The organism is Calditrichota bacterium, assembly GCA_013112635.1.
Lineage (GTDB): Bacteria > Calditrichota > Calditrichia > Calditrichales > J004 > JABFGF01.
Genome location: JABFGF010000004.1, coordinates 169832 through 188830 on the forward strand (window position 1 = coordinate 169832; position 18999 = coordinate 188830).

Consider the following 18999-nt stretch of genomic DNA (forward strand, 5'->3'; position numbering starts at 1 on the left):
TAAATTGACGGATTATTTAAAACAGATCAGTTCAGTAAGAACCTGAAAAAGCAAAACGCATAACTTTAGAAAAATCATGACCCTGAATAGAAAAGAAATCATCAATAACTTTACAATTGGGTTCTTCCCCATCCTCATCTTTTTAATTGCTGACTGGCTTTATGGCGCTATGATTGGGATTATTGTGGCTTTAACAATTGGCTTTATTGAGCTGGGTTACTTCTATATTAAAAATAAAAAGATTGAAAAATTTATTCTTTTTGACATTGGCCTGCTGGTAATGTTTGGAGTTGTTTCGCTCCTTTTAGAAGATGATTTTTTCTTTAAACTAAAACCGGCCGTTTTAGAACTTATCCTGGTTGTTGTATTAGCGATCCATGGATTTACAAATAAACCGCTGTTGCTATTAATGGGCAAACGTTATTTACCAAACGTTTCACTACAACCTTTTCAGGAAAAACTGATTCGGGTAATGACACAGGTAATGTCTGTAATTTTGTTTTTGCATGCTTTATTGATTGTCTGGTCTGCTCAATATGCCAGTAAAGAAATGTGGGCTTTTATATCCGGAGGTCTGTTTTATATAATTATTGCCCTGCTCTTTGGCGGACAATGGTTTTATATAAAATTTTATAAAAACAAAATGACGCCTTCAGCAAAACCGGGAGAAGAGTGGTTTGATCAGGTTGACCAAAATGGAAAAGTTTTAGGTAAGGCTCCGCGCAGTCATTTTCATGGCAATCCAAAATTAATTCACCCCGTTGTGCACGTACACGTATTTAATAAACAGGGCCGATTGTTTTTACAAAAACGCATCGAAACAAAAGAGTTATATCCGGGATTTTGGGATACTGCCGTTGGCGGTCATGTTTCTGCCGGTGAAAATATTCATAATGCCATGCTTAGGGAAGCGCAAGAAGAATTAGGTTTAAATGCAGCGAAGGCACAACCCATTTTTAGATATGTGATGCGCAATAATTGGGAAAGTGAACTAATCCACACCTACAAGATTGTGCATAACGGACCGTTTAAATTATGCCCGGTAGAAATAAGTGATGGCCGTTTTTGGACAATGTTTGAAATCCGCAAAAATTTAGGAAAAGGTATTTTTACTCCAAATTTTGAACAGGAATTTGCCATGTTGGAAAAGGCAGGATTGGTTTAATCTTTTACTTTGTACGGGCCATAAACATAACAATTTGGCAAAAATTGCCAATCTCTGTTTACCTTCTTCAAAAAACTGTAAAAAGTTTCGCCCCTGTTTCTTCGATGAATATTTACCTCCAGCATAGCTTCGGTTTTATCCTCAGCAAAACTGATGTGTGAAAAACTTATTACCCCAAATTTAATTTTATCGTTTAACGCTTTTTTTAGCTGCTCATGCTTTGGTGTAGTTCCCCTGGAGAAAGCATAAATAGATAAGTGGGGGGCGTAACCTATTTCACGATTCAATTTAAGTTTATCAAAAAGAGGAAATTTTTGCCGATTAAATTCAATGTAGTTTTCAATTAACTCTTCTGATACCACGCATTTCTTTTCAAGAAAAAATTTACGGAAATATTCGGCTGGTTCTTCCTCAAAGAGATGTTCTGATAAAGACGTTTTCTTTATAAAACGCATCACGCTGAGTGTCTTTTCGTTAATAAAAACCTTCTCATAACTGTCATTAAAAAGTGAATCTATAATTGCCGAATAAATAAAGATTTCATCCGCATCCAACGGCCTGTTTAAATCTTCCCGTTTTATGCAACCGGATGTCTGTAACAAGATTATCACCATACAAAAAAGAAATCTAACATTGGTTTTCATCGAGATAATCCTTTCAAGTTTTACGGCCAAGTTTTTCATCAAGCTCTTCCGGTGTACGCGGCCAATCCTTTTTTAGTAAACGTGATAACGACCTGTCTGCAAGCAATTTACCACCGGTTTGACATTGCGGGCAATAGTTGGTTTCATTTGCCACATAGCGGATTCTTTGAACAGTTGTATTGCAAACCGGGCACTGCTGGCCATAGCGCCCATGAACCGCCATTTGTTTATGAAAGGCGGTGACTTTCTCCGGTAATTTTTCTCCCGCTTCATCCCGTAACCGTTCTGTCCATTCGAGTAAAACTTCTTTTATTTTTTCAAGCAGGTTTTCAATTTGCCCATCATCCATTTTTTGTGATTGGAGTATTGGCGATAGTTTAGCACGATGCAATATTTCATCCGAATAAGCGTTGCCAATTCCGCTCAGGATGCGGGGATCGGTAAGTGTTCTTTTTAAAGTGTGGTTTTCTTCAGTAATTGCATTTTTAAATTCATCAAAGGAAGTAGAGAATATTTCAAGACCACCGGGATTAAATAACTCGAGTTGTTCCCGGCCTTTTACAAGGTGCAAAGAAGCCCGTTTTTTTGTTGCAGCTTCGGTTATCAACAGAGAACCATCATCAAAATCGAATGTTGCTAAATCCCGCTTTATAGACATTTTATATTCTGGTTTACGCCAGTAAAGACGTCCGCTGATCATTAAATGCAAAACTGCAAAATATTCATCCTCAAATTCAAAGGTAATTCGTTTACCAATTCTGATTATATCCAAAATTTTTGAATCATTTATGGAACCAACGGGTGGATCAAGTGATCTAAGGAAAAAGGGGCTGGCAAAGCGGATTTTCTGAAGTTGTTTGCCTTCGATCATTGATTTGAGGCGTTCGATATAAACAGTAATATCAGGATATTCTGGCAAAATTTTCCTTCTTAAATTTTGAGTAATTTATAGTATAAAACATGCCTAAACCAATCGGAATTATAAAACCAAATATCCCAACCAATAAATTTTCAAATAAACCTGATAGAACATTATCGAATATATAAATTAACATAAATAAAGGGGCCAGGTATATAAGTAATGATATCCAATAAATTAGTAAAAACCAGCGTTTTAATTTTAGTAATCCATAAATAAGCAATAAAAAAATAAGAATTATAAAAATACCATAAAGTAAATACCAATAACTCGATATAACTTCCATTTCCATTTTGCTTGAAGATATTTCAAAAATCTTTAATGCAAAGAGTTGAACTAATCCAATTGCCACAATTATAGCATCAATAATCCAAACTACTAACGTTATTTTTCTTACTATTTCAAAAGTTTTATTCATGTATTAAATAGCTGAAGCCCAACATAGTTATATTGTCAATAAAAGGTTTCATAAATTTTACGATAAGTAACCTAAAGAAAAACCGCTGCTTTTTCAAAAGGCAATTTCAATACCTGTTAAAAATCCATTTACCAAGAAAAGGTGTATTAATATTAATAGTGAAGTTTAATCAAGGCGAGTAAAATGTGATAGGTTGGATAGAACATAAGAAGATTTAATCTTATCCCAAATAAGTTAAGCCCAAAATAGAAATATCATCCTCAAATTTTATGCTGCCTGTAAACTGGGAAAGTTCGCGGATTGTATCATTGAGGGTTTCATCCAGGGAATTGGAAATATTTTTTTTAATCACGGAATTTAGGCGTTCATCCCCGAACCAGGTTTTGTCATGGTTTCTCGCTTCACAAATCCCATCGGAGTAAAGAAATATTCTATCACCTTTTTCCAACTGGTAATTTATTACAGGATCAACCCTGTCAAAGTCCCAACCAATTGGCAAGCCACCTTCCTTACTCTGCTGGATACATCCATCAGCGCGTAGAATAATTGGTGGGTTGTGGCCAGCACGACTAAACTGCAGGTCTCCCGTTCGGATATTAATTATCATATAAATCATTGTAAAAAAAATCTGGTAGCGCTCAAAAAACTTTTCATCATTTAATAATGATAAAACCCTGGACGGAGAATTAATCATATAATAAGGTTTATTTTTCAGAACGGTTTTTAACAAATTTTTATTGGATATATTTGCGTTGAGCATCTGAGATAAACTTACACTGAATAAAGCCGCGGCAACACCATGCCCGGAAATATCAATTTGGTACAAACCGACGTGATCCTCATCCAAACGGAAAACATTATAAGTATCGCCCGATACATACTGCGAGGGAATAAAGCGCGCCGCAAAATCGAGTTTTGATGTAAAATCAATCTTGGTTGGCAAAAGGTTTATTTGTGCCATACTTGCATTGTTTAGATCAGTTTTTACTGTATCAAGCTGCTTTTCTAAATGATAGTTTTTTTCAATGAGATCGCCATGTTGATAGATTATTTTATCAAGGATATGCTCTAAACCATATTTATGGATTTCTTCACGTTCATAACCAGTAAAAAGCGTATCCATTGCAACCATGTATTCTTCACGGTTCATAATTTTTGTCCGTTCCATTAACACTAACCAATCGTAACTGTTTAACAACAGCAAACCGGATTATGCTGATTTTTCTTTGAAATAAATTCGCCGGTTTGGCAAACGTATAGTTCAAAAAAGATTATTATTTAATTTGAATATTATTATTGTCGGTATTGCTATTTGTGTCTTTATACAATGATTGAAATGGCTTATATTTTAACCATTATATTTTATCATTCTCTTAATCTTAATCATACTCTTACTCGCCTTTAAGTTTTTGCTCATCCTCAACTTTAAATAAAATATGAGCAAGAGTAAGACCAAAGATTATGATAATGAGGTTTTTATATTAGCTATAGTTTTCTGGAGAAATCAAATGAAATACTTAAAAATTGAAAAACATGGTGAACGCTTCGATCTGATTTTAAACAGATCCAATAAGTTTAATGCTTTAAACCGCCCTCTTCTGGAAGAGCTGTTCAGCACATTTAACGAACTTGAAAAAGACAAACAATGTCGTTTGGTGGTTTTACGCAGTGCCACAGATAAGGCTTTTTGCTCGGGTGTCGACCTGGACCAGCTGCTCTCCTTCAAATCTATTGAAGAGGCGCGTAGTTTTGCACTCATGTTTGATGAGACCATGATCCGCTTATTAAAATTTCCAAAACCTATTATTGCGGCCATTGACGGATTGGCTTTTGGCGGTGGTTTTGCGCTTGCTTCCGCTGCTGATTTACGCATCATTACTGAAAATGGAAAAATTGCATTTCCTGCCGGGCGGCTTGGTGCAGTGCTGCCCCCTGCGTTAACTTTTATGCTTAATGCCCTTGTCGGTATTGGTATTAGCAGGGATTTATTAATGACAGGCCGCGTTGTAAATGCCGATGAATCATTTCGTTTGCGTCTGGTAAATCGCTTAGTTAATTCATCAGATATTGAAAATTCAATAGACAAAGAGGTGCATGAAATTTTAAAGAGCTCTGATACCGCTCTTCAAATGACTCGCCGTATTACAAACCAACAGCTGCTTGTTGAGATTGAAAAATATAATCTTACCGGTGCGGAGAATTTTGCTTTTCTTGCTTCGACTGAGGAATGGCAAAAGAGGGTTGCTTCTTTTTTTAATAAAAACAAGAAGTAGTGTTTTGGCTTTTATTTTATTTCAGCGATAGCTGAAAATGCGAATTTTCTGTTGGAGCAAGTGAAATCAGCAAATTAGTAATGGCCCACCGCGACTTTAAATTCGCAAAAGACTTTTGGTACTTTTAGTCTCTTTAAAAGTACGTTCCTGTCTATTCCTGATAAACCAAACCTCAATATTTACGGTAATAAAAACTAAAAAATACGTTCTTTTGTCTTGATACAAAAGAACCAAAACATCAAGGACAATTTTAACTCGCAATAGATCGTTTGTAAATTGAATAGTCTACTTGCTCAGACAGAAAATTGTCCGAAAAACAAAACCCTATTTCAGCGATAGCTGAAAATGCGAATTTTCTGTTGGAGCAAGTAAATCAGCAAATTAGTAATGGCCCACCGCGACTTTAAATTCGCAAAAGACTTTTGGTACTTTTAGTCTCTTTAAAAGAACGTATTAACGCTCTTCCCTCGAATTAGAGAAATACGTTCTTTTGCTTTGGCCCAAAAGAACCAAAAGGCAGTGGCAAACAGAAACTCAAACAAAGTTTTGGCTATAGTGATATCCCGGATAAAGAAATATAATCTTTCCAATTCGACTCGAACAATCTGTTTGCCCTTTCGATTTCATCGAACTAAGTTTTTAGTTTTTCTCCGTGTTCTATGTGCTTTCCGTGGTGAAATAATTACTATTTTCCCCAATCCTCAGGATATAAAACCACATCAACATAATTCTCCGTATCAAGATACTTTTTAGCAGCATCCTGGATATCCTGCAAGGTAAGTGCTTCAATCATTTCCGGGGTTTTTAAAATATTTTCCAATGGGAAACCATGAAAATAGGATGTTTGAATCTTGGTTAACCAAAATCTATTCTCCCGCAAACTGAGTTCATAATTACGTGATTTGGTTTCCTTAACTTTGTCCAGATAATCCTGAGTTGTACCAAAATTTTTAAGACTATCAATTTGTACAAAAACCTCTTTTTTCAATTCCTCAACCCGCTCGGGATTTGCGCCAAATGAAATCGTAACTTTATAACGCTCCTTAGGATAATGCCCATAAACGGTCCGAACACCAACCCCATAAGTACCGCCCTTATCCTCACGCAAACGCTCGCGAAGTTTAATACGCAGAACATCTTTAAAAGCTGTCATCTTAAAACGATCCTCTGCGTTGTAATTAATATCGCCGGTAAACACAAGCGCAACAGAACTTTTAGGTTCCAGGCCTTTGTAAACTTTTCGCTTATGGATGCCTTTTGGATATTCAAAATTATTATCCCGCCAGGTTTCTTCGGACTCCAGAACCGGCAGTAAACCGAGGTATTTCTCAATCAGTGGCTTAATCGAATCGAGCGTGAAATTGCCCACAAAAAAGAAACGAAAATCGTTGCCATCAGCAAAACGTTCTTTAAAAATCTTTTCCGACTGCTCCATATTCAGCTGAGAAATATCTGCATAAGTCATCGGTTTGCTGCGTGGATTGTGACGCGTCAAAATGCCATTGAGCGTATCATTAAAAGCTGTGCCGGGACTGCTATCCCGATTTTCCAGAATGGCTTCCATCCTTTTCGAGAATGAGGCAAAGGCATCATTTTCCATGCGTGGCGCTTTAAAATAGGCATACACCAGCTGCAGCAAAGTTTCCAAATCCTGCGGTGATGCGCTGCCATAAAAGCCCTCACTGATATCACCGATATAAGGCGAGGCCGAAGCCACTTTATCCGACAGGAATTTTTGCAATCCAATAAGATTATAATTGCCAACACCGCTATTCTGGATAAGCGCATCCGCGGTTTCCCCGGCAATCAAATCGGCCGTTTCGATTAGCGAAATGCCGCCGGGACTTGTTGCTGAAAAAAGTATCTGATCATTTTTAAAATCCGTTGGTTTGAGCACAACTTTTACACCATTGGCAAGCTGTAATTCAGTCACACCCACATCTTCAAAAACCATTTCTTTTACGATTTTAGATACGCCGTCCGGAAGTTCCACAATCGGTTTATCGAGTGCGATATCTTCATAAGGCAAAATTTCTTTCTGGTTAAATGCCACAATTTCTGCCATAAGCGCATCTTCTTCAGGAACAACAACGCCCTCCTTTTCCGGCAGGCTTACCGTGACCACCCGCCCGCTTTTCTTGACCCACAACTGCCCCACTTTATTAACCTCATCCAGGGTGATTGTTGGCAGATATTTTTTATAAACCTCAAACTCATATTCCAAACCCGGGATTGGCTCTCCGTCCAAAAAGGCGCGGATATACTCCGAAGCAAAACGGTTGGATTTCTGTTTGTCATACTCACGCATGGCCTGCTCCATACTGCGCAAAAATGATTTCTTTTCACGATCCAGTTCGCTGGCAGTAAAGCCATAAAGTTTTACACGCTCGCTTTCTGTCAGGATTGCATTCAGGCCGGATTCCAGTTTATTCTCGCTGACGATGGCATTCATCACATAAAAACCACGTGTCTTTACAAAATGGCTTTCCCCGGTTTGGGCAGCTAAAAATGGCGGATTCTCTTTTTGGGTCAATTCCGAGAGACGCTGGTTTAACATGGTGGAATACAATTGCTTCACGATTGACTGGCGGTAATCGGCGACGGTTTTATCCTGGTGCACTTCTATTTTTGTATACAAGGCCAGGCTGGAATAACGCACTTCCGGATCGCTGGCAATGGCAAACATCAGCTCCTCATGATCGGGGATTGGGAAATCTTTATGCTCGCGTGCGGGATCAGGATTTTCTAATTTTTCAAAATGCGATCTGATCAAACCTTCCACGTTGGCCACATCAAAATCACCAACGGCGATAACGGTAATCAAATCGGGGCGGTACCAATCTTGATAAAAGCGTGTTAAAGTTTTGTGCTCAAATTTTTCCAGGATTTTCTTTTTACCGATGGGCAGGCGATCGGCATATTTGGAGTTATGAAAAAGTGTCGGGAACTGCTTATCGCGCACCCGGCTGCTTGCACCACGACCGATGCGCCACTCTTCCACAACCACGCCGCGCTCCTTGTCAATTTCAGCAGAATCAAACGTGACATTATGCGCCCAATCTTCCAGAACCTGGAAACCGGACTCAAAAATTTTTACGGAATCGGTAGGCAAGGTGAGCATATAAACCGTTTCATCAAAACTGGTATAGGCATTTACATCGGCGCCAAAACGCATACCCGATTTTTCCAGGAAATCGACCAACTGCTGCTTTTCAAAATTTTTGGTACCGTTAAAAGCCATGTGCTCCACAAAATGGGCCAGACCCTGCTGATCATCATCTTCCTGCACGGAACCGGTTTTAACCACCAGGCGCAACTCAGCACGTTTTTGCGGCTCCGGGTTTTGGCGGATATAATATTTTAAACCGTTATCCAGCTCACCGGAAATAACTTTCTTATCCTGCGGGATTTGATCATCCAGGTTTAGAATGATTTGCTCCTGAGCTGCTGCTAAAAATGGGATTAAAAAGAGAAGAATTAAAAATTGACGTAACATGGTTTTAAGCTCCAATAATTTTTTATTTTAAAATGTGATTTTGAAAAATACTAAATGATTAGACGCCAATAAAGTTCAAATGCTATTCTCTGAAAAGTGCATTTTTTATATCATATTTTCATAAAAAATAATTTATTCACTATATTTCTTAAAAGGTAATCCTATTAAATTCCTCGAGCTTTATTTTCGATAAAATCTATTTATAAATTTTACAAACGATTAATGAAGAATAAGGATGTTTATTGTGAAACTAATTTTAATATCAATACTTCTATTTACAAACCTAGGTCATTTAATTTCCCAAGATTTTAGTCAATATGATTTAAAATTTACTGAAAACAATATTATTGGTAATACTAACTTTGGTAACTCTGTCTCTTCAGCAGGTGATTTAAACAATGATGGATTTGATGACTTAATAGTAGGGGCATATACCAAATCAATCGCGTTAATTTATTTTGGAGGGGCATTACTGGACACTATTCCAGACTTAATACTAACAAATGAAGGTGGCTATTTTGGTTATTCAGTGTCCACTGCAGGTGATGTTAATGGGGATGGCTTTGATGATGTTGTTATCGGTGATTATGTATATAATTCAAAAGGAAGGGCTTATCTGTATTTTGGTGGTTTAAATATGGATAATGATCCTGATATTATTTTTGATGGATCGGATGAGATTAGCAGTTTTGGATGGTCAGTCTCTGGTGCGGGTGATGTTAATAATGATGGTTATGATGATTTAGCTATTGGTGCTCCATATCTAAAAGGAAAGGTTTATATTTTTTTCGGCGGAAGTAATATGGATAATGTTTTTGATATTGAATTCTATGGAATGGATAAGTCACGTGGTTTTGGACATCAAGTCTCATTAAATGGAGATGTGAATAATGATGGCTTTGACGATTTAATTGTGAGCGCCAGTCACCAAGTATATGCATCATTACTATTTAATTCAGGAACTGGCTATGTTTTTATGGGTGACAATAATATGGATAACGAAGCTGATGTTATTTTAGATGGAAATGGAAGGGATGATTATTTTGCTTATTCTACTGCAAATGCCGGAGATGTAAATAATGATGGTTTTGACGACATTATAGTTGGTTCTTTTGGGTCTGATAATTGCTATTTATATCTGGGAAGTTCTCAAATGGATAGTATTCCTGATGTTCTTTTTACTTCCGAAAATGAAAATACTAATTTTGGGAAGTCGGTTTCTAGTACCGGCGATGTTAATGCTGATGGATTTGACGATATTTTAATAGGATCTGAATTTTCAGATAACAAGATTGGTAAATCGTTTATATTTTTTGGGAATACAAACATAAACAATATTAGTACTTTAACTTTTGAGGGAGAAAAAGAAAACTCGCATTTTGGGAACTCAGTGTCGTACGGTGGAGATATCGATAATGACGGATATGATGATGTCATCATTGGCTCGTACAAGTATGATATTTCTACAGGGAGAGCATATGTATACAATGGCAGTGCAATTGTTGACACAATTGCAGATCTTACTCTACCTGGAATAAAAACAGATAATTTTTTTGGTAGCAAAATTGCCCATATTGGTGATGCAAACAATGATGGATATGATGACTATATGATTAATGCAACAGGCTTTTCTAATGGTAAAGGACGCGTATATTTATATTCTGGCAATAATCTGTTTCCTGAAAAACCATTTAGGATCATAGATAGAATTGATAATCAGAGGAATTTCGGTTTTAACATTGCTGGTGTTGGTGATTTTAATAACGATGGATATGATGATTTTATTACGAGAGGGCTAGTAGGATTTGTAAGTAATTATGAAAAATATGAATGTAATTTATTTTTGGGTGGCACTTCTATCGATTTAGTCTCAGATCAAGCTTTCTTTTCAGACATATCTAATGATTCTTTTGGAAGTACTATTTCTGGCTTTGGTGATATTAATGGTGACACCTTTAGCGATATTTTAATTGGAGCAATGGAAAGCACCGTAGAAAAAGTTGGCATAAACGCTGGCAAATGCTATATATATTTTGGAAATACCAATTCATCTAATACCGAAATAATAACACTAAATGGGGAAGAACCGTATGATTATTTTGGGAAGTCCATTGCGACAAATGGAGATATCAATAATGATGGTTTCTCAGATGTCTTGATTAGCGCTATAGGAGATTATTCCACTGATGGTAAATGCTATATATATTTTGGTGGGGCACCTTTTGATACTGTTCCAGAAGTAATTTTACCAGGTAAAGAAATTGCTTTTATAGGTGACATAAACAATGACAGTTTTAGTGATTTTGTAATTCCTTCGACAAATAATCTTAATTGGAAAATAGATTTATTTTATGGTGGTTTAGTTTTAGACACTATTCCAGATTTAACTCTAAAGGGTGAAAATTTACATACAATGGGAATTGGTATTACAGAAGGAATTGGAGATTTTAATTCAGATGGTTTTGATGATTTATTGATAGGTGTGAATGATTGGCCTGGGAGAGCCTATGTTTATTTAGGAGGTACAAGTTTAGATACAATTCCTGATTTTACAATTATTGGCGAGGGAAATAGAAATACTTTTGCTTGGTCATTGTCAATCCTCGGGGATGTTAATAACGATAAATATGATGATTTTATGATAAGTGATATTCATAATGAATTTAACGGTGCAACTTATCTTTACTCCGGCCAAAATTTCATGACAAGCATAAAGACATTTAAAGAAGTGTATCCAAATACTCTAAAATTATTTCAGAACTATCCAAATCCATTTAATTCATCAACTATTATTTCTTATCATGTTCCAAAGAAATCCAAAATCAAATTAAATATCTACAACGCATTGGGACAATTAGTCCGCAAATTAGTTAATGAAAGACAACTACCGGGAAACTATAGTATAATTTGGAATGGTAAAGATAATCAAGGTTTAGCGTTATCAAGTGGAATATATTTTTATAATTTGGTAACAGAAGTGCAAAATATTTATATGAAAATGCTAATTATAAAATAGTCTTTAGAATGTAATGATTAAAGTTTGAATTACAGTAAGTATCCAGTTTTTTACACTTTTGTAAAATAGTAAGATAAAACCTTCTTTTTGAGAAATATTACATTCGGTTTAAGGAGAATAAAGTAAATTCCATAAATATAGGAATTCTTTTTCTGTTTTTCTGTTTACCCCCGTTGAAATGCATTCAATTATTTGGCACATTCCGGCATGAATAGAATTAACCGGGTTTCCTCCATCCTCATTAAATTACAATCGCAGCGGGTTGTAAAGGCAAAAGAAATCGCCCAGTAATTTTTCATTGCAAATTCGCGTATATTTTTATAATATACATCCATGATCGAAATTCTTGACAAATGCACAGGTTTCCAATGGGATAAAGGCAACTCTGAAAAGAACTGGGAAAAACATAAAGTTGCCCGGAATGAATGCGAGCAAGTTTTTTTTAATGTGCCTTTAATAATCCGGGATGACCCCGGACATTCAGAAAATGAAAGCCGTTGGTATCTACTCGGGCAAACGGATTCATCACGTTTCCTTTTTGTGGTGTTTACAATCAGGAAAGAATTAATCCGGGTTATCTCAGCTAGAGATATGAATAAAAAAGAAAAGGATGTATATAATGAGCAAATTAAAAAATATTCCTAAATTTAAAAGTGAAGATGAAGAGAGAGCTTTTTGGGCAGAAAAAGATTCTTCAGAATATATTGACTGGAGAAAATCTAAACCAATGTTCTTTTCAAAATTGAAACCGTCTACAAAAACTATTTCGTTGCGGTTGCCTGAATTCTTGTTGGAAGAAATACGGATGCTTGCCAACAAAAGGGATATACCGTATCAATCACTTATTAAGATTTTTCTTAAAGACAAGATAGATCAGGAACTAAAAAAGACTGCCTAAAAAAGCCAAACAATTCTCTTAGTTTATTTCTTCCTGATTCACATCTGCAAAATAATTTATGAACAGAATTAACCGGGTTTCCTCCATCCTCATTAAATTACAATTGCAACGGGTTGTGCGGGCAAAAGAAATCGCCGATATGTTTTCCATCAGCCTGCGCACCGTTTAACACCACATCCGAACTCAATAAAAAAATTGTAAATTACAAAATTGGCTTTTGCCAAAATCGTTATTGCTTATTAATTTATGTAAAGATGTATTTACAAATTTTGAGGAAATAAAAAGATGTTGAAAATAAGGAAAGAACTACCCAAAGATTACGACTCGGTTAGAAACATTAATAACCTTGCATTTCAGCATCGTGCTGGGGCATGAAAATTATTATCCAAAGTTTGGCTTCGAGAAAGCTTCAAATCACAATTTAAAGACACAATGGGAAGGTGTGCCTGATGAGGCTTTTATGGTTCTTATTCTGGATAAATCCGTAATGACCGGGGTTTCCGGTGTTGCTGAATACAGATCAGAATTTGATGAAGCAATGTAAACTATTAAACACAATCCATCCCGGTTGAAATTCATTCAATTTTTTGGCACATTCCGGCATGAACAGAATTAACCGCGTTTCCTCCATCCTTATCAAATTACAATCGCAGCGGGTTGTACGGGCCAAAGAAATCGCCGATATGTTTTCCATCAGCCTGCGCACCGTTTACCGCGATATCCGAACCCTGGAAGAAGCAGGCATCCCCATTTTAAGTGAAGCCGGTGTGGGCTATTCCATTATGAAAGGCTACTTCCTGCCTCCGGTAATGTTTACGCACGATGAAGCCGTTGCCCTGTTAACCGCCAAAAAGTTTGTCGAGAAAATGGCCGATAATACAATTAATTCGGCTTACTCCAATGCCATGCTCAAAATAAAATCCGTTTTAAAAATGCCGGAAAAAGACTCGCTGGAAAACCTGGATCCACGCATTGAAGTTATAAGAAGGCCGGAAGACCTGGGCATTAAATATAATGATGAAACCTATCAGACAATCCTAAAAAGCATTTCGCAAAAACAGATAATTAATATCAGCTATATCGCCGGAAAGGATGACAATCTTACCGAACGGAATATTGAACCGGTTGGCGTGCTTTATGGTGATGACCACTGGTATACAATTGCCTTTTGCCATCTAAGAAATGGCTATCGCAATTTCCGGCTGGACCGCATAAAGCACATTTCTTTAACAGATAATATTTTCGAAATTGACCACCCCACTTTAAAGGAATATCTCCAGCAAGTTTCCGATGAGAGACAACTTCAATCGGTAACCGTTGCTTTTAATAATGAGGTTGTCCAATACACGGACAGGCAAAAATATTATTTTGGATTTGTGGATTTGGAAGTCCGTGAGGATAAAACCACCATGACTTTTCTTACAAATCAGCTTGATGAAATGGCCCATTGGCTTTTGATGTTCACAGACAAAATAGAAATAATATCGCCGCAAATCCTATCACAAAAAATAAAAGCCCTTGTTGTTGAACTGCACAATCACTACAAATAACCTTTCGCAAAAAACAGCCTGCTAAAATAATTATAAACATTGTTGACATACTGTTGTCACCACGGCTTCTTATCTTGTTTCCAACAATGAACAAGGAGGCATTTTACACATGTACAAAACACTGTTAATAATGATTATGATATTGGTTAGCTTTAACTCTTCATGGTCAAAAAACAATATTCCAAAGGAGCAAACTATGCAGATCGAATTTGATAAAACAAAAATCAGCTATACGGAAAAAGGTCAGGGTGATATCACATTATTGTTTATCCATGGCTGGTGTATCAATAAAAGTTATTGGGATGCGCAACTAGAATTCTTTAGCAAAAATTACAAAACTATTGCGCTCGATTTACCGGGATTTGGAAACTCCACAGCCGAACGGGAGAACTGGACTATCGAAGAATACAGTTCAGATATTATCAATTTTATGGATCGGCTTAAACTAAAGAATGTAATTTTGGTTGGTCACTCCATGGCCGGCGAAATTATTTTGGAAACTGCGCTTACAGATCATCAGGCCATAAAAGGCATTATTGGGATTGATACTTTTAAGATAATCGATGTCCCCTTTTCACCAAAGCAAATAGAGGAAATGAACGCTTTTATGAAAGAGCTGGAAAAAGATTTTAACAAGATGGCGCCCTCTTATGTGGATTTAATGCTGGTCACTCCCGCAACTGATCCGGCGGTTACAAAAAGGTTAAAGTCAGATTTTGCCACTACTAATCCCGCGGTTGGGTTTCTGTCCATTAGCAGTTATATCAACTATACCCGGATTGAAGCGGGTAAGCTTCAGAGTTTGAATTACAAGCTTCATTTGCTGAACAGCGATGGTGTGCCAACTAATATTGCCGGTCTTGAAAAACATTGCAAAAGCTCTTTTGAACTTTTTGATGTGAAAGCCACCAGCCATTACCCGATGATTGAAAATCCGGATGGCTTTAATCAAGAGCTGCAAAAAATCATCAATCAAATATAAAATTTTTCCTTTTGCAACTAAGCCTTGCTGATGTCGTTAATCAGTGAGGCTTTTTAATTTATAATGGATTTTTTTTATCCTGCCGTTCGTTAAAATTTATAATTTGCATTTTGTCGGTTTGCACATAAGGTTAATCTCAAAACAATAATTGAAAAACTGCGAGGTCGCTAAATGAGAAGATATATTGTTTACATTTTTTTGATTTTATTTCTACTGTCATTAATTCCATTAAGCGCGCAGCACGAAATCAAACTACCTCCGGAACCCTTTACTTCTGTACAAAAAAAGCTTCACCCCGATGCGCCGCCGGAGACAAAATTACTAAGCCAGCTTTTTGGTGAATGGGATGCTTACCAGGTTAAAAGGAATAAGGACGGCAGCTGGTCCAGCGACACAACCCATTCTGCATGGCGTTGGTATTCTATTCTTGATGGGCATGCCATCCAGGATGACTGGATTACAATTTCTCCCGGATGGACTCCGGAACGCAAAATTGTTGGCACCAATATTCGTATTTACAACGCCAAAGAAAAGCAATGGCACATGGCCTGGATTGATAAAACCAATCGCCGGACGGCAACTTTTACTGCCAAGAATGAAAACGATACGGTTATTATGTCCGGCAAAAATGCCATGGGTAGAGATGTGAAAATTACTTTTTATAATTTTACCAAGGAAACATTCGACTGGAAACAGGAATGGACATTTGATGGTGGCCAAAGCTGGGTTGAAGTGACCAAGATGCATTGCAAAAGGAAACTATAATTGAGCCAATTAATTGTGAATAGAAAAGAAATAGTTCAAAATTACCTTCAGGCAATCAATCTGGGCTACAAAAATTTAGATTTTAACTTTCTAAAAAATCTTGTAAAGCAACACGTTGCTACTTTTGCTTTTAGCAGTGTCGGTTGTCAGCTTGGCGATGAGCTTCCTCTGGATCTTGAGTCCCTGTATCAAAGAATTGTTGTTAAAAAACGTGGCGGTTATTGTTTCGAGCAAAACGGTCTCCTTTTTGAAATATTGGATGAATTAGGTTTTGCCCCAAAACTATATTTAGCCCGCGTCATCTATAATCAAAATACACACCCGGGATTAACACACAGAATTTCCGTGATTAATTATGACCATGAAAATTATGTCATGGATGTCGGCTTTGGTCCGGATGGTCCTCGTATTCCGGTTGCACTGTCCGGAATTGAAATGAAAGATGGGGATAAGATTTTTCGCATAGCAGAGAAAGAAGCTGACGAATATCATATGCAGGTTTTAAAGAATGGAGCGTTTTTTTCTTTATACAGATTCGAGCTGGCACGCTACGGTCAGGCAGATTGTGAGCTGGGCCATTTTTATTCCCATAAGCATCCTAAAGCAAATTTTGTTAACCATCTTGTCGTTTCATTAATCAACGAAAAGGAGATTCGATCTTTGCGCGATTTAGAGTACTGGGTTATAACAAATTCAAATACGCATCGTCAGGAAGTTGACAACTACCAGCGATTAAAAACCATTCTCGTAGATGAGCTTGGAGTGCAGGTTAATGAGAATGAAGCCAGACAATTATATGATGGGTTGGTAATATCATGAAAGCAGTTATATATAAAAAACAGTTAAACTGAATAGGTAACTAAATATTGCAAAAAACTGTATCAAGAATTCTGTTCGGTTTGTTAATTTGTGTTTTAATTAGCTGTAATGATGTTACTGATATTTTTCCGGAAGATGTTAACTCGATTAAGCACATTGAAAACTATCACTGCTGGCCTTATAATGTTTCAGTTTATTCCATTGATCAATTAGAAATTGATTCACTATTTTTTACTTATCCTCTCAAAAGCTATTTTGAAGATTATAGTATTTACGAAGTTTCAACATGGTCATTATATTCAGAGTACGATACTGTTTTATGGCATGGATTTGATAAAACTCTCAGAGCTTGTGATGGTAACATAGAATTGATTAATCAGGTAATGAAAAAAGTAGATATCTATTACTCAGGCTGTTATCGTTATGTGAAAGATCGTGATAGTGAAGACAGAAAGCGTTATGAGAAAATCTTGTTCTTAGATTTAAGAAATAAAAAGCTACATATATTTCAAGACATCAACAAAATCTACTAATTAATATGCAAGTTTATCAATATCTTAAAGTGGACATTGAGGGATAAAATGAAAGCGGTTGTATACAAAAAATATGGTTCACCAGACGTTCTTCACGTTAAAGAAATTAAAAAGCCAACACCCAAAGATGATGAAATTTTGTTTAAGGTTAATGCGGCGGAAGTAACAAAAGCAGATTGTGAATTAAGAAGTTTCAATTTCCCGGTGAAATGGTTTTGGCTGCCAATGCGGCTTGCTTTAGGCATCACCAAACCACGCAAACAAATCTTGGGCGGATACTTTTCCGGGGAAGTGGAAGCAACGGGTAAAAATGTATCAAAGTTTAAAATTGGTGATCAGGTTTTTGGGAACACTGGTTTTGCATTCGGGGCACATGGTGAATATGTTTGCCTGCCGCTCAGCACAACACTTGTGCACAAACCAAACAATTTATCATTTGAAGAAGCTGCAGCAGTTCCGCTTGGTGGATTGAATGCACTTCACTTTATGCGCAAGGCAAATATCCAAAAAGGCGAAAAAGTTTTGATAAACGGTGCCGGCGGAAGCATTGGTATTTTTGCGGTGCAGATTGCCAAAGAGATGGGCGCCGAAGTTACGGCCGTTGACAGCACTATTAAAGAAAAAATGCTCCGTGAGTTGGGCGTGGATCATTTTATTGATTATACAAAAGAAGAGTTTTTAAAAAGCGGCCAATCTTATGATGTTATTTTTAATATGGTTGCCAATTGTTCCTATTCCGCATGTATAAAAGCTCTAAATCCAAAGGGGCGATATGTGATGGGCAATCCTCGCGTATCCAACATGTTTAGATCGATATTGACATCAAAATTTACAAATAAAACGTCTATTTTTGCCTTTGCCGGGGAAAAGGAAGAAGAGTTACAAACACTTAAAGAGATGATTGAAGAGGGCAAAATAAAATCAATCGTAGACAGAGTTTATTCATTTGAACAAGCCGCCGAAGCACATCGAAGAGTTGAAACTGAACAAAGGATAGGACCGGTTATTATTTCCGCAGATAGCTAATTTAATTTTGAAAGAGTTTAGAATATGAAACTAACAAACGAAATTAAAAATAATATCGATAAAAGTGTTTTATGTTGGCTGGCAACGGTTTCAGCAGAAAATATACCCAATGTATCGCCGAAAGAAATATTCAATTATTATGGGACGGATGAAATAATAATTGCAAATATTGCCTCTCCGCAAACTGTGAAAAATATCATACAGAATGAAAACGTATGTGTAAGCTTTATCGATATTCTTGTCCAAAAAGGTTTTCAGATTAAAGGCAAAGCTGAAATTATTAAAAAGTCCAACCCGCTGTTTTTAAAACGAGAAAAGGTCCTATCTGAAATGACCGGCGGGAAATTCCCTTTTGCTTCCATAACAAAAATCACCATTGAAGAGGTAAATCCGATCATAGCCCCAAAATATATTCTTTACCCTGAAACAACAGAATCGGAACAGATTGAAAGCGCAAAACAGGCATATGGGTTTTAACCCTTGCCAATCTATTAT

The 18999-nt window shown here is 36.7% G+C and carries 18 protein-coding genes; 13 read left to right on the forward strand and 5 right to left on the reverse strand.

Annotated elements, in window-relative coordinates; all coding sequences use genetic code 11:
* Positions 1-76 precede the first annotated feature (76 nt).
* The gene (locus tag HND50_12310) at positions 77-1165 is read left to right on the forward strand and encodes an NUDIX domain-containing protein (protein ID NOG46015.1); all 1089 of its coding nucleotides are present in this window, start codon (positions 77-79) and stop codon (positions 1163-1165) included.
* Here the strand turns inward: HND50_12310 and HND50_12315 are convergent.
* The 4 genes from HND50_12315 to HND50_12330 form a co-directional block, all read right to left on the reverse strand.
* A complete protein-coding gene (locus HND50_12315; protein ID NOG46016.1) occupies positions 1162-1848 on the reverse strand; it encodes a hypothetical protein in 687 nt (228 codons plus the stop codon). The two genes, HND50_12310 and HND50_12315, sit on opposite strands and share 4 nt — an antisense overlap.
* Positions 1823-2728 (reverse strand): formamidopyrimidine-DNA glycosylase, encoded by a 906-nt coding sequence (locus tag HND50_12320; protein NOG46017.1) that lies wholly within the window; start codon positions 2726-2728, stop codon positions 1823-1825. The genes HND50_12315 and HND50_12320 overlap by 26 nt, the downstream gene beginning before the upstream one ends.
* The gene (locus HND50_12325; GenBank protein ID NOG46018.1) at positions 2712-3146 is read right to left on the reverse strand and encodes a hypothetical protein; all 435 of its coding nucleotides are present in this window, start codon (positions 3144-3146) and stop codon (positions 2712-2714) included. Before HND50_12325 ends, HND50_12320 begins: the two co-directional genes overlap by 17 nt.
* A 220-nt stretch (positions 3147-3366) precedes the next feature.
* Positions 3367-4314: a serine/threonine-protein phosphatase gene (locus HND50_12330; protein NOG46019.1), complete on the reverse strand. Its 948-nt coding sequence runs from the start codon at positions 4312-4314 to the stop codon at positions 3367-3369.
* Positions 4315-4654: 340 nt separating this feature from the next.
* On the opposite strand from HND50_12330, the gene HND50_12335 reads away from it, so the two are divergent.
* Positions 4655-5419 carry an enoyl-CoA hydratase/isomerase family protein gene (locus HND50_12335; protein NOG46020.1) on the forward strand — a complete coding sequence of 255 codons (765 nt, stop codon included), beginning with the start codon at positions 4655-4657 and terminating at the stop codon, positions 5417-5419.
* Positions 5420-6104: 685 nt separating this feature from the next.
* Here HND50_12335 and HND50_12340 read toward each other — a convergent pair.
* A complete protein-coding gene (locus HND50_12340; protein NOG46021.1) occupies positions 6105-8915 on the reverse strand; it encodes an insulinase family protein in 2811 nt (936 codons plus the stop codon).
* A 244-nt stretch (positions 8916-9159) separates the two neighbouring features.
* Here HND50_12340 and HND50_12345 point away from each other — a divergent pair, with 244 nt between their 5' ends.
* From HND50_12345 to HND50_12395, 11 genes are all read left to right on the forward strand, one after another.
* Entirely contained in the window at positions 9160-11931 is a 2772-nt protein-coding gene (locus tag HND50_12345) for a T9SS type A sorting domain-containing protein (protein ID NOG46022.1), read from the forward strand.
* Between the two features lie 333 nt (positions 11932-12264).
* On the forward strand, positions 12265-12576 hold the full coding sequence (locus HND50_12350; GenBank protein NOG46023.1) for a BrnT family toxin: 312 nt from the start codon (positions 12265-12267) through the stop codon (positions 12574-12576).
* Complete coding sequence (locus HND50_12355; GenBank protein ID NOG46024.1) at positions 12551-12829, forward strand: hypothetical protein; 279 nt, start codon at positions 12551-12553, stop codon at positions 12827-12829. Before HND50_12350 ends, HND50_12355 begins: the two co-directional genes overlap by 26 nt.
* Positions 12830-13175: 346 nt before the next feature.
* The gene (locus HND50_12360) at positions 13176-13373 is read left to right on the forward strand and encodes a hypothetical protein (GenBank protein NOG46025.1); all 198 of its coding nucleotides are present in this window, start codon (positions 13176-13178) and stop codon (positions 13371-13373) included.
* Positions 13374-13431: 58 nt separating this feature from the next.
* On the forward strand, positions 13432-14379 hold the full coding sequence (locus tag HND50_12365; GenBank protein NOG46026.1) for a YafY family transcriptional regulator: 948 nt from the start codon (positions 13432-13434) through the stop codon (positions 14377-14379).
* A gap of 109 nt (positions 14380-14488) precedes the next feature.
* Positions 14489-15361 carry an alpha/beta hydrolase gene (locus tag HND50_12370; protein ID NOG46027.1) on the forward strand — a complete coding sequence of 291 codons (873 nt, stop codon included), beginning with the start codon at positions 14489-14491 and terminating at the stop codon, positions 15359-15361.
* A gap of 171 nt (positions 15362-15532) precedes the next feature.
* Positions 15533-16126: a hypothetical protein gene (locus HND50_12375; GenBank protein ID NOG46028.1), complete on the forward strand. Its 594-nt coding sequence runs from the start codon at positions 15533-15535 to the stop codon at positions 16124-16126.
* Positions 16127-16945, forward strand: a complete 819-nt coding sequence (locus HND50_12380) for an arylamine N-acetyltransferase (GenBank protein ID NOG46029.1) — start codon at positions 16127-16129, stop codon at positions 16943-16945. It abuts the gene before it with no gap.
* Between the two features lie 47 nt (positions 16946-16992).
* Positions 16993-17478, forward strand: coding sequence for a hypothetical protein (locus tag HND50_12385; GenBank protein ID NOG46030.1), 486 nt, complete (start codon positions 16993-16995; stop codon positions 17476-17478).
* Between the two features lie 48 nt (positions 17479-17526).
* Entirely contained in the window at positions 17527-18504 is a 978-nt protein-coding gene (locus tag HND50_12390) for an NAD(P)-dependent alcohol dehydrogenase (GenBank protein NOG46031.1), read from the forward strand.
* 24 nt (positions 18505-18528) lie between these two features.
* Positions 18529-18981, forward strand: coding sequence for a pyridoxamine 5'-phosphate oxidase family protein (locus tag HND50_12395; protein ID NOG46032.1), 453 nt, complete (start codon positions 18529-18531; stop codon positions 18979-18981).
* Positions 18982-18999 lie beyond the last annotated feature (18 nt).